This is a genomic window from Novipirellula rosea, from assembly GCF_039541335.1.
GTDB classification, from domain to species: Bacteria; Planctomycetota; Planctomycetia; order Pirellulales; family Pirellulaceae; genus Novipirellula; species Novipirellula rosea.
This window is the reverse complement of the sequence record NZ_BAABGA010000006.1, coordinates 437,594-449,827: the sequence shown is the minus strand read 5'-3', so window position 1 is coordinate 449,827 and position 12,234 is coordinate 437,594. Positions and strand designations below refer to the sequence as shown.

Annotated in this window: 8 protein-coding genes; all 8 read right to left on the bottom strand. The window is 54.7% G+C overall.

Annotated elements, in window-relative coordinates; translation table 11 throughout:
* Window positions 1–5: 5 nt before the first annotated feature.
* The gene (locus ABD971_RS02260; RefSeq protein ID WP_339946061.1) at window positions 6–671 is read right to left on the bottom strand and encodes a carbonic anhydrase; all 666 of its coding nucleotides are present in this window, start codon (window positions 669–671) and stop codon (window positions 6–8) included.
* A gap of 1,174 nt (window positions 672–1,845) precedes the next feature.
* Window positions 1,846–2,139 (bottom strand): hypothetical protein, encoded by a 294-nt coding sequence (locus tag ABD971_RS02255; protein ID WP_345318981.1) that lies wholly within the window; start codon window positions 2,137–2,139, stop codon window positions 1,846–1,848.
* Window positions 2,140–2,444: 305 nt separating this feature from the next.
* Entirely contained in the window at window positions 2,445–2,873 is a 429-nt protein-coding gene (locus ABD971_RS02250) for a hypothetical protein (RefSeq protein ID WP_345318979.1), read from the bottom strand.
* A 1,331-nt stretch (window positions 2,874–4,204) separates the two neighbouring features.
* The gene (locus ABD971_RS02245; protein WP_345318977.1) at window positions 4,205–4,720 is read right to left on the bottom strand and encodes a hypothetical protein; all 516 of its coding nucleotides are present in this window, start codon (window positions 4,718–4,720) and stop codon (window positions 4,205–4,207) included.
* A 161-nt stretch (window positions 4,721–4,881) separates the two neighbouring features.
* Window positions 4,882–5,322 (bottom strand): hypothetical protein, encoded by a 441-nt coding sequence (locus ABD971_RS02240; RefSeq protein WP_345318975.1) that lies wholly within the window; start codon window positions 5,320–5,322, stop codon window positions 4,882–4,884.
* A 619-nt stretch (window positions 5,323–5,941) separates the two neighbouring features.
* Entirely contained in the window at window positions 5,942–7,363 is a 1,422-nt protein-coding gene (locus ABD971_RS02230; protein ID WP_345318973.1) for a DUF1501 domain-containing protein, read from the bottom strand.
* A gap of 220 nt (window positions 7,364–7,583) precedes the next feature.
* Window positions 7,584–10,814 (bottom strand): DUF1549 domain-containing protein, encoded by a 3,231-nt coding sequence (locus ABD971_RS02225; RefSeq protein ID WP_345318971.1) that lies wholly within the window; start codon window positions 10,812–10,814, stop codon window positions 7,584–7,586.
* A gap of 103 nt (window positions 10,815–10,917) precedes the next feature.
* A complete protein-coding gene (locus ABD971_RS02220; protein ID WP_345318969.1) occupies window positions 10,918–12,213 on the bottom strand; it encodes a DUF1501 domain-containing protein in 1,296 nt (431 codons plus the stop codon).
* Between the last annotated feature and the right edge of the window lie 21 nt (window positions 12,214–12,234).

Here is a 12,234-nt window from a genome sequence, read left to right as displayed (position 1 = left end):
TGTGTCTAAATCGAAGGCAACTCAGCCGAGACACTCGAGGAACGAGCGACGGTTTCTTCCACGGGCAGATACTGTCCCTTTTCGGCGTCGTACGCGAAAACTTGACCAGTCTCGAATTTGTAAACCCAACCGTGTAGCTTCAGTTCGCCACGGGCTAACTTTGCCGCTACGGAGGGATGTGTCCTCAGATTTTCAAGCTGCACCAATACATTCTCTTCGACCGTCGCCGTCAGCCGAGGCGCTGCTTCGGTGATGTGCTTGTAGTTCTCCTTCATGATTCGCGAGGTGGCTTCGGCATGCGTCAGCCAAGCACGAACTGCCGGCAACTCGTCGACAGCCTCAGGGTGCAGCAAGCCATTCATCGCTCCGCAGTGGGAATGACCACAGACAATGATGTCCTGCACCTTTAACACAGAAACGGCGAATTCGATTGTGGCCGCTTCCCCACCAAGCACGGCTCCGTAAGGAGGCACGATGTTGCCGGCGTTTCGCATGATGAACAACTCACCCGGTTGTGTTTGCGTCAACAGGCTGGGATCGATGCGCGAGTCAGAACAGGTGATGAACAATGCCAGCGGCTGTTGCCCCTGGGCCAATCGCTCGAAAAGTAACTTGTGGGAAGTGAAATAGCTATCTTGAAATTCGTGAATGCCATCGACGAGTTTTTGCATGGTCCTGAGTCCTTGAAAGAGATTGGAATGAAGCGATAATCTGAATTGCATTTAGTGTCGGTCGTCTGGCTATACGTGCCGCAACCGCAGTACGCATGCCGCCAAAGCTTCCGCCAGCATCACAAGGATTGTGATAAGAGGCAGGGCGTTGACGACGAAGTTCGTCCCAGAAGCAAAGGCCCGGCTAGAGAAGCAGCGGCGCCATGAGATGGTTCGCAAGCCGATGCCCGGTGGGAGCAGTTCGGCCCACGTCGCCAACCACACGAAAAGTTGCCTTTCGATACGCGACAACCAAATGCCGCGATTCTGACTGAGAACGGCGAAGCGGCGTATGACATTGGGTGCGGACGACCGCTTCCTCCGATGACTCCGCTGCATCAAGAGGTGCTTCGCATTCGGAAAGGCTCGATTGCAATCCAATGCAGGGCATGATTCCAGGCAAAAGAACAGCCCCGACCAACAGCAAACAGCGCAACAGTCCCCCAGTGCTTCCTCTCACTTTGCTTTTGGGGTAGTGAATGTCGCCAGACTTCGTGAATGGCGAGAAATTCTGGCGAATCTCACTACATTGAAACCAAACCGTAAAAATGGCCGAAGCATTAAGAAAAATGCCCTTTTGAACTAGAAAAATGGGGGCTGCGTTCTTCATCGTGCATTCTTGAGAAGATCTATCCACAGTACCACGCCAATAAGACCGAACACGGCGGATGAGCAATGTATGAACCCATACGGATACACTCCACAAGCACGTTTTGTGCCAGTGCAGCAAAACGCTGATAACACGGGCACGACCAGTACGAAGATGATTAGAAGTGTCCTCCGTTGTCCGCAACTACAGCAACAAAGTGGTTTGTCAGCGTTGAATTATAGGGGAGTGGACGAGACTACGAGTCCTTGAAATTTGATAAATCGCAGAGACTCGTAGCCTCGTCCACTACAGCCAACCACTAGCAAAGCATCCGACAATTTAGTTCGTTCGCCCCCGACTGCGTTGGCGGTAGTTGCTTTCGAATTCATGAAGCCTATGTCATTTTGATACAAAGTGTGCGGTGGCCGAGTCCAACTCCGATCATCTCGATTAAAAGCCCGCGGAGAGAAGGCTCTTTATCATCATGCGATTCGCTATCCTACCGCAAAGTATGGGGATCGACCTGCCGATTCCTCTAGCGAAAAATCAATCCACCCGTCTTTCTGATTCCAGAAAGGAAAAGGTTCCAAGAAAGGAAAAGGTTCCAGGACTCAATATCAAGGCTGTCTCTTGAACGACCGGTAACGGCGGGGCAATGGCATTCGAAGAGAACCGTACGATGACGCCAACAATCTGATAAAAGCGATGCACGTTTTCGCCCCATAGAATTTTCGATCGTGCCGCCATGAGGCGATAGACAACAAAATCGCTCTTCCGACGGCCACAAACCAGCATGAACAGCCCTGCGGCAACGATCAAACATCCCGAAAGCACGTGCATTCTTCTCTCTCAATCACTTGATGTCTGATTTGGGCAATCGGAAGCAATTGTCTGTATGTCGGCTGCCGGTCAGCTTGCCTCGCTGGCCAGCGAAGCGAGATGTCAAGAACCAAGTTTGCGTCCCACGGTGAGATTCGAGGCACTTGCACTTCGCTATCCGCCTCCGTTACTTCGTATCACTTAATAGCCCGGAAACTGCGTGGTGTCACAGAACGTTGGCGATAGCCAAGCACGGACGTTTGATCCTCCACTGGCCAAACGCGATTTCGTGTCCTCCGCGTCCATCCCTTGGTACGTGGTGTTTGTCACGAGGATTGTAATTTGCGAAGTATCCGGTCGGCCTTGCCTCTAAATGATCCATAGATCGACTTGTCTGCATCGTACCACGATTGTCGGTCACCCACATGCGCAATCGTCCGAACCACGTTGCGCAATAGGATCGCATCGCCAACAATGTCGTCGTGTCGATGGTCGATTAGTCCAAATACGCATGAAGCACCGTCAGAATCACGTTGGGATGCGCCGGACATCAGGTATTGAAGGTACGCCGGAAGATAGTAGCGGAAACAGATCGCTGGCATGAACATCAGGTCCTCTTCGCGGTTGAGCGCGTCGGCGGCGATCATGGAAACCGCTTGTTCAAGAGTCTTGCCGTTAAACCGCTCGTACGCGGCCTTTGCATCCAGGCCCCAAGGTTCGCTGTGCCAGTCGTCTTCGGTCGGGGGCGCGATCATAGTGGCTTCGATAAACGTCAAGACTCAGTGGGTCGGGAGACAATTGTGCTGAAGCGAAGCGAGCCAACCCACGTTCCTCGACTCCACCGCATCCTTTTGTCATTTGTTCTGTTCGGCTAAACGATTGCCCTCAGCGTCTACCTTCCAGTAGTTTGCTTGCGCGCTGTGGTGTTCCAGCAGGACAGACGAATGGGGGACAGACGAATGAAGCTGGGCAGAGACCAAGCGTTTCAGTCAGCGAGCGGCGGCTAACAGCGACGTCAATGGGCCGAAACAGCGATCGACGGGTTGTTCAATCGACGGTGCGAATTGGCGACCCGTTATCGGTAAAAAAATGATTGACAAAAAGATGAAGGCCCAAAAGCCGAGGGACTCGCTTTTCCGTCTCTCCAATCTTTCTGTCGCGTCAATCTTTCGGTTCCACATCCGCTATTGCCTGACGAGCACATTCACGACTTGGTTATTCGTCGTGGCGGGCTACCTCAGAGATTGGGGAAGTACTTCTGCAGAGGAGAGTTTAATAAGTCTCCAATATTACAAACGCCAAAGTCCGAAAGGAATAGCAGGAAAAACGTGCCAAGATAGAGCTTGATCGCACTCGTGAAACGCCCCCCAACCGCTATCCGAACTGCGTGAAGGATAAGACAAGTTGCAACACCTGAGCAAAAGATCAGCGAACAGACGCCAAACGAATATAGCAAATAGTGGTTGGGATAGAGTCGATTCAATCGCCAGATTGCACCGCTTACGAGTACGGCATGAAACAGGAGAAACGGGGTGGTCAACAGCATAAACCCGATCACCTGGCGTCGCGTAAGAGACCGCCAGAAAGCAGTCCTCCAACGCACGTCCATCGTTGTGTCTGGCGGGATGTAGGGGTTTGGCATTCTTCAGTCGGATAACGTCTGGTTTTGCGGGCCGGGACGATTGAATTTCCATTGCCAAACGCTCACTGGCCCGGCTCCGCAACAACCCTTGGTTCTTGCGTTGGGGCCTGCATGGCGAACGACTCACCAATGGGACGGACCTGACGAACCCTAGAATACCGGCCGAAGTGGGGCCGAGCAACAATCGACAACGCAGAATCGAAAACACAGCGTTCTTGGAGCCGTATCGTTCCGGGCGTCATTAACAACCACAGATGCACGCAGATGCACGCAGATACGAACCTCGATCAATCACATCTGTGTCCATCGGTGCAAATCTGTGGTTAAGACCGACCGCACTTTGGTCCGACGCGAAGGCTCCAACGATCAGGTGGTTCTAACCGAAGTGACGTTCGCCCGATGCGATGTCGCGGATGACGTGAACTGGCGACCACCGCCGCTCCGTCACCATCGCATGGTTACACCGATCGACTCAAGCACGTGTGTGTTTAGTAGTATCGGACTAAGCAACGCCAACAGAATCCAGTATACACCAAGCAGTTGACCAGCAGATTCGAGCCAATCCTGCATTACGTTCGTCGCATTGGCGAGGCGTAGTGTTAGCCAGCCTGCAATGACAGCAAAAGCCGGTAACCTGGATTCGGATAATACCTCCCAAAAAATGTTAATAAATCGATCCGACAAAGGTGCTTGAATTGCAAAGAGCCAATGCCAGTTCAGTAGCACGGTGAAAATCGTGAGAAAAGTGCAGAGCAACAACGCTAACTTGCCTGGCGACCGGGCGGCGACACGAATCGGTGTCAAATCAAACAATACAAGCAGCGCGAGAGTCCACGTAAAGGAACATCCAGCAACACCAAAGTAGATCACGATCAGCATGCGGGTGGGCAATTGACTTAGCTGGTCATTACACACAACACACGCAGTAAGTGAAACGGCAATCGCCGCTGTCAAAAACATCCCATCGAGAATGCGGAACCGTCTTCGAATCGGAGGTGTGTCGATGCGAGATGCTTTCAGTAGGTGTAACGGTTGTGATGTGCGGGTATCGGCAGTTGACCGACCATGTAAATTCGGCGACCACCGACACGCCGTACCATCTCATGGAGATGTGTTATTGTCTATCGGGCCTTAGCCGTGGGGGCGAATTCTTGGATTTGAATCATGTAGTTGATTGTTCCCGGAATAGGAGTTAGCGTTCCATTCTCCCTTTGAACAAATGTGCAAGCTGCAACCGAAAACGTTGACGTTGCGACCAGGTCTCGCGGAACGGAAAGGCGAAAAGTAGCCTTAGGGATCCTAGAGAAGACACTTGTGTGGTTCTTGGACAGCGTGCGTTTGCCGTCACTGACGACCGTATTCAGTACGGCAAACTGATAGTCTTTTAGCATGAGCGTTACCGAGAATTCAATAAGGTCATCTGATGGAGTTGCGCTGACAGAGATCGTATCCTTGTGATCGTTAACGTATTGCGGGGTAACGACTTCGTCGACGGTCAATCCGTGTGCGGTACCAACGTAGAGTGCCAACACGATTCCGGACAGTTGAGCAGCTTGTAACATCGCGACTGGTTCCTGGGACTGTGTAGAGTTTTGCCGTGCGTGCATGCTGCACATCGACCGCATAACGAGGCGACTATCGCCGGATGTTGGGGTGATAAGTTGATTCCGTGGGTGTTATCGCTTGTTTGATGGGAGCTTATCACCGCTTGGGAATTCACCGAGTATCAGCGATTCGGAATCCTGGGTCAAGCAAACTGGTTTACCCATTATGGTGACCGCATTGATTTGCCCAACGTGTATGCGAAAAATCTGGCTCCAAAGTGCTGGGGTTGTGCGATTCGCCGTTCGGAAAGTTTGAGCGGCAACGTGATACTTCCGTTGGCTCAAAACCGTGATCCAAGTTTCGGAATCGCCCGATTACAGCGACATAGCAACAACGGGGCGACGCACCTGGTGAGTTCTTTTGCGCCGTAAAGAGTCACGGTTCGTCACGGTAGCCTGCGGCGAGGTACAGTCGGGCCGCTTCTTGATAGGCGGGATTCCAGCCGAGTTCTTGTAGCAGATCACGCCGTTTTTTGAGGTACCATTTCGGATCAATCGGTTGCCGACTTACCGGCTCGCCGCAACTTCCGATCCTAGAGCAGGATGAACTCGGGCCGATCTCGATCCGCTTACTTGATCAGCCTGTCGTCAACTTCTTGTAGAAAGCACCCTCGTTGATGGTGGGGCGTTCGGGGCGGCCGTTGTAGTTGTATGTGAGTTGCATGTTGCTCAGCCCCAGCAGGTGCAGGATGCTGGCGTGCAGATCGTGGACGTGCAGTCGGTCTTCCACCGCTCTCAGGCCAAGCTCGTCAGTGGAACCGATGACCTGTCCTCCCTTGACGCCGCCGCCTGCCATCCACATCGAGAATCCCGTGGGGTTGTGGTCGCGTCCGTTGCCTTGTTCGGACATCGGTGTCCTGCCGAACTCTCCACCCCATACGACAAGCGTCTGATCGAGCAATCCACGTTGCTTCAAATCCTTCAACAGCCCCGCGACCGGTTTGTCCATCGCCTTGCACAATTGGGTGTGGTTGGACTCGATGTTGTTATGTGCATCCCAGCGGCTGCCGGCACCGTGGTACAGCTGAACAAAGCGGACACCCCGTTCGACCAGCCGACGAGCCAATAGGCACTGACGTCCATAGGAAGCGGTTTCCTTTTGATCCATGCCGTACAACGCTTGGGTCGATTCGTTCTCTTGGCTCAGATCGATTGCTTCGGGGGCCGCAGCTTGCATTCGAAAAGCGAGTTCATAGCTGCGGATTCTCGCCTCGAGTTCACTTTGTTGTGGGTAGTCGTTGGCAAAGGATTGATTCAGCGAATTCAGCAGATCGAGTTTTCCTTTCTGAACCTTGGGGCTGATGCCTTCGGGCGTATTGAGGTTGCCGATGGGCTGTGAGCCTTCGGACAGATGAATCCCCTGGTAAGTCGCGGGCATGAAGCCGGCGTTCCAGTTGCGAGGGCCGTTCACGACCGAGCCGCGACCATCCTGCATCACCACAAATGCGGGCAGGTTCTGATTCTCGGTACCCAGTCCATACGTCACCCAGCTTCCCAGCGAAGGACGTCCACCGAGCATCGAGCAGGTGTTCATCTGGCACACGCCGGCGGAGTGACTGTTGCCATCGGTCCAGCAGGAACGAATCACGGCAATGTCGTCGACACACTTCGCCGTGTGCGGGAGCCAGTCGGAAACCCAGGTCCCGCATTCGCCGTGCTGCTTCCATTTCCGCTTCGACTCCAGCAGCGGCGAATGGAACTCTCCCATGGCGGTCAGCACCGTACCAAAACTATCAGGAAGATGCTGGCCGGCGAGACGGTTCAACTCGGGCTTGGGGTCGAAGGTGTCGATGTGACTGGGGCCGCCTTCCATGAACAAGAAGATCACGTTTTTGGCGGTCGGCGGGTGATGCGGGGCCGGTGTCTGACTTGAATTGGTCGCCGCAGCCAAAGGGTTGGTTTCCGCCTGCATCGCAGCCAGCGCAAGTGCTCCGAAACCAGCGCCACTCTGGGTCAAGAATTCACGTCGCGATCGTGGAAGCGAAAAATGAGGGTTCATCGTTAGACCGTTTTGGCGTGGGGAGTTTGGTTGGAGATGTTGTGGGAAGTCGTAGGGCCGGTTCCCACCGGCCAGCTTGAGATTGGCCGGTAGGAACCGGCCCTAGATCTCTGCGTTTCTACGAACTTTCGCGAGGGACGTTACGCAACGTAGCCTAGGCTTCCAGCCTGGGAATCACAGCAAACCCAGGCTGGAAGCCTAGGCTACGATAAATTCAAAATTAACGGACATACAGGAACTCGTTTGAGTTCAACAATACATGGCACAGATCGACAAACGCGGCGTAGGCGGAGGTGAATTTTGGTCCGCGTCCGCCGAGTTCTATTGGCAATCCATCGGGTAAGCTGTCCTTCAGCAGCCCCGGCTTCGGCTCGAACTTCCAATAGCCGATCGTGGACGCGGTGAACCCCTCGGCGGTATGCAATAATTCCGATTGCGAGAGGGCCTCGTTCGAAAGACGGACATCGTCGATCAATCCATCAAAATGGTCTGCTTTTCGTCCCGATCCGACGCTCAGCGGATCGTGGTTGGCTGTCATCGAGACCAACGGATTGGGAAACTCCACCGTCGACATCGGTTCTTCGTCATTGGACAAATCCTTCAAGTGGAACTTGATCACGCCCGAGGTTTCCGGTGTTTTCATCTGCACGCTGACGGCGGCGTAGTAGGGTTTGTTGATGTCCAGGTGATGATCCGAGAACAGCACAACCTCCTCAGGCCGGCCCTCGGAATTCATCCCGAAGACTTGCAGCACCAACGTTTGTGGCTTCCGGCGAGATCCCTTGCCAGAGATCCCAAACAGCCATCCGGACCTGGAATCGAGTCGAGCCATCTTCGCACCAAGCGTTCGTACCGCTCCTGATTGGTATATCGACCGCAGCTGAAAGATCGCTTCGAACGTAAAGTCGTCGACATCGAGGCGATGATCGGCGGGAACCTGGAATCGTTCCTGTTGTGGTTTGTCTTCGAACAGCACTGCCTGGCCATCACGATACGGAACTTGTCCGGTCGTGACATTGGCAGGCACCCCGTCATTTTGCTGTTCGCTCGCACGGAATTGTTCTTGCATATCGAGAAACGACTTCGCTTGCTCCAGTTCGTCCACGGTCGGTAGACGACCGAAGAAGACCTCCCACAACCTTTCCAATCGTGCTTGAACATTGTCATCGGTTGTCAATTGCGAATAGATTCGTTCGGCCAGGGCAGCGGCGTGACCCAGCATCACTTGGCTGTTGATCAGCAGCAATGATTGAACCGGCGTGGTCGTGGCATCTCGGCTGGAGCTACTGGAGATGAATTGCGGCAGATCGAACACCTCCATCAACGGATCGAGACTGTTCCGCATCACGCGAGTGTAGATTGACCTGCGAGGACGGTCCGCCAACACGGCGGGACCACCGCGAGTCAATTGAAGTTTTCCGGTGACGGCAAAGATGGAATCGCGAATCTGTTCGGCATCCAAGCGGCGCACTTCGCCCCTCCAGTACCAGCGATTGGTGGGATCTTGCTGTTGAAATTCCGCCAGTTGCGGATGCGACGCGGCCTGGCGGTAGGTTGCCGAAGTGACGATCAGTCGATGCAGGCTCTTGAATCGCCAGCCATTTTCGAGAAAGCGGCTGGTCAGCCAATCGAGTAATTCGGGATGCGTGGGAGTTCCACCGAGGATGCCAAAGTCGCTGCTGTTCGCAGCCAGTCCGCGTCCAAAGTGATACTGCCATACGCGATTGACGATCACACGTGTTGTCAGTGGATTCTCGGGACGAGTCAGCCATTTGGCGAGCACGGATCGCCGTCCAGTTGTATTGGGAACGTTTTCCGGAGGCGTGATCGTAGGAACTTCGGGCTCCATGATTGTGGGAAATCCCGGCGCCACTTCCGTCTTTCGCTTGGGAATGATTGTTGGCGGAGCAACGCTGCCGGCATCCGTGATTGTCATCGGCTGCGGCAAGGCTTTGGGTTTCAACGAATCAAATTTCGCCAGTTCACGTCGCAGAGCCAGGATTTGATCCTTCGCGTCACCTTTCGCCCGAGAATCGACACCTCGTTGGTCGTGACGAATCAACCGGTTAGCGAATGCCACCAGCTGCTTTTCGTAGGGTGTGTGTTCCTCGGGATTTTTACGAATGATCTCCATCAAATCATCGGGGTACCGTTTGGTGGTCGCATCGAAGACAGCTTGCAGCGGTTTTTCGAGCAGCGCATCGAGTTGCTCTCGAAGCTCACGAGTTTTCTGCAAATAGACCGCCTCTTGCGCCGCGTATGCTGCTTTTTCATCGGCGGTTGCCGCAATCACATCGTCGCGAGGGAGCGTGGCTTCAAAGAAGGCTCGCAGTCGAAAGTAATCCTTTTGCAACAACGGATCAAATTTGTGATCGTGACAGCGGGCACATTGAAAACCAAATCCAAAGAAGACATCGCCCGTCACATCGGTGAGCTCATTGAGAATGCTGTCCCACTGGCCGCGGATATCGGGCACGTTGTACTCAAAAATCCCGTGTCGCATAAATCCGGTGGCGATCAGAGCCGAGGGATCGTCGGGGAACAGCTCATCCCCCGCCAATTGTTCCTGAACAAACCGGTCGTACGGTTTGTCTTCGTTCAGCGAATCGATCACATAGTCGCGATACCGCCATGCTTGGGGACGGCCGCGGTCCGCGCGGTAACCATCGGATTCCGCATACCGCACCAGGTCCAACCAATGCCGTGCCCATCGTTCGCCGTACTCTGGACGATCCAGCAATTCATCAACGACCTTCTCGTAGGCCTGCGGGTCAGTGTTTCGTTCAAACGCCCGCACTTCCTCAGGTGTTGGGGGCAGCCCGATGAGATCGAAATACAGGCGACGCAACAACGTTGCTCGATCCGCTTCGGGTGCAGGGACAAGTTGCTGGCGATCCAGATCCGCTGCGATAAATTGGTCGATTTCGTTGCGACACCAATCGGGCTGCGAAAGCTGTGTCGGCGGAACGGGATCGTTCACGGGTTGGAAGGCCCACCAATTGAGTTCCTCGTCCGTGAACGTCTTGCCTTCGGGACGCCGCACGACGTCGCCGTGGTCACCCGGCCAAGGAGCCCCCATCTGAATCCATTTGGCAAGAATTTCGATCTGCTGATCGCTTAACTTTTTCGAGGGCGGCATCTCGAACGTTTCGTAGCGCACCGCCTCGATCAGCACACTGGCATCAGGATCCCCGGGTTCGATGGCTGATCCTGATTCGCCTCCCAACAACAGCGAGCTGCGTGAATCGACACGCAGACCTCCCTTGGACGACTTTTCCGAATGGCACTTATAGCACTGTTCGCTCAACAGTGGCCGAACATGCTTTTCAAAGAACTGCAGTTGCTGTGGCGTGAGCGGTTCGTCAGCTAAGGCGACATTGTCGACCGCACCCGCGGTGAAGAAGAGTGCAAACGCGATCGATAACAGTGATGGTTTCTTCAGGCAGGTCATTGATTCAACTCGGTTCATCCAAGATATCGCGTTTTGAGTGTGGGATAGGCTTCCAGCCTGTCGTTTCCACCATGACAGGCTGGAAGCCTATCCCACCTATTCCTTACCCGAACAACGCGGCGATGGGCTTTCCTTGGTCGGTGATCGGGATCGGGCGTGAGCCGTCGAAAAGTTCGTGGGCTGGATTGATGCCAAGCGCGGCGTGGATCGTGGCGTGAAAGTCGGGGACAGAGACAGGGTTCTCGATGATCTTCTTACTGCGATCGTCGGTCACTCCGTAGGCGCCTTGATGATTCAGCCCGCCACCGGCGAGGACTAGACTGAAGCAACTACCTTGATGTCCGCGGCCACCGCGAGCATCGTATTCGGCGGGGCGACCAAACTCGGTGCCGATCACGACCAGCGTCTTGTCGAGCATGCCCTGTTTTTCGAGGTCGCTCATCAGGGCTGACAATGCGGCGTCGAGTTCTTTGATTAGCAGATGCTGGTTTTGTTGGCCTTCGAAGTGGGTGTCCCAGCCGGTGCCGTTGATGAAGTTCAAGTTGTGGGAGACTTCGACGAATCGCACGCCGGCCTGCACCAGGCGACGGGCCAGTAAGCAGCGTTGACCGAACTCGCCACCGTAGGCGTTTCTCAAATCGTCGGGCTCATCCTGCAGGCGGAAATGACGCATGAAGTCCGGGCCAGCCAACTGCAGAGCTTCGGCTTGCGCGGTGCGGTACTCCGAGATGACCGAGTCGTCCGGGACGCGGTCGGTCAGGGGTGCGAGCAGTTGCTGGCGCCGTTGGACTCGAAGTTCCGTTACGTCCTCGGGGCGAGAGAAACCAGCGGGGCCGCTATCGGTATCGACGAGGTAAACATAACCTGCCTTGGCACCTAGAAAACCAGGACCGCGGCTGACGTTGGGATAGCCGATCAACATGTACGCCGGAACGTCTGGATTCGCGGCGCCGCGAACATGGCCGATGATTGAACCGATCGAGGGATACGTCACACTGCCGCTGATCAGACGGCCGGTATGGACGAAGTTGGTGCCGAACGCGTGTTCGTCGACTAGATGATGATTGACCGTGCGGATCGCGGTCATGCGATCGGCGAGCTTCGCGGTGCGGTGCAAGTGTTCGCAGAACTTCACTCCCGGTACGACGGTGTCGATCGAGTCGTACTCCGAGCCAGCGAGCTTCGGAGACGCTTTGGAGTTGCCGCGATTCTTGGGATCAAACGTATCGACCTGGGCCATCCCTCCGCCCAACCAGATAAACACTACGTGCTCAGCTTTGCCTTTAGGGACATTGATCGCGGTCGGCGACGCGAGCACCTCGGACGCAAGCGACGGCCGACCAGCGAGCGAGGATCCGGCCAGTGCGCCGGTTTGTGCAAGAAAGTGTCGTCGCTTCATAAGAGTGATCCAATGGTTGAA

Bases quoted from the DNA above. Each gene is read 5' to 3' on its own strand.
- ABD971_RS02220 (WP_345318969.1), bottom strand. From the start codon at position 12,213: ATGAAGCGACGACACTTTCTTGCACAAACCGGCGCACTGGCCGGATCC.
- ABD971_RS02250 (WP_345318979.1), bottom strand. From the start codon at position 2,873: ATGATCGCGCCCCCGACCGAAGACGACTGGCACAGCGAACCTTGGGGC.
- ABD971_RS02230 (WP_345318973.1), bottom strand. From the start codon at position 7,363: ATGAACCCTCATTTTTCGCTTCCACGATCGCGACGTGAATTCTTGACC.
- ABD971_RS02225 (WP_345318971.1), bottom strand. From the start codon at position 10,814: ATGACCTGCCTGAAGAAACCATCACTGTTATCGATCGCGTTTGCACTC.
- ABD971_RS02260 (WP_339946061.1), bottom strand. From the start codon at position 671: ATGCAAAAACTCGTCGATGGCATTCACGAATTTCAAGATAGCTATTTC.
- ABD971_RS02255 (WP_345318981.1), bottom strand. From the start codon at position 2,139: ATGCACGTGCTTTCGGGATGTTTGATCGTTGCCGCAGGGCTGTTCATG.
- ABD971_RS02240 (WP_345318975.1), bottom strand. From the start codon at position 5,322: ATGTTACAAGCTGCTCAACTGTCCGGAATCGTGTTGGCACTCTACGTT.
- ABD971_RS02245 (WP_345318977.1), bottom strand. From the start codon at position 4,720: ATGTTTTTGACAGCGGCGATTGCCGTTTCACTTACTGCGTGTGTTGTG.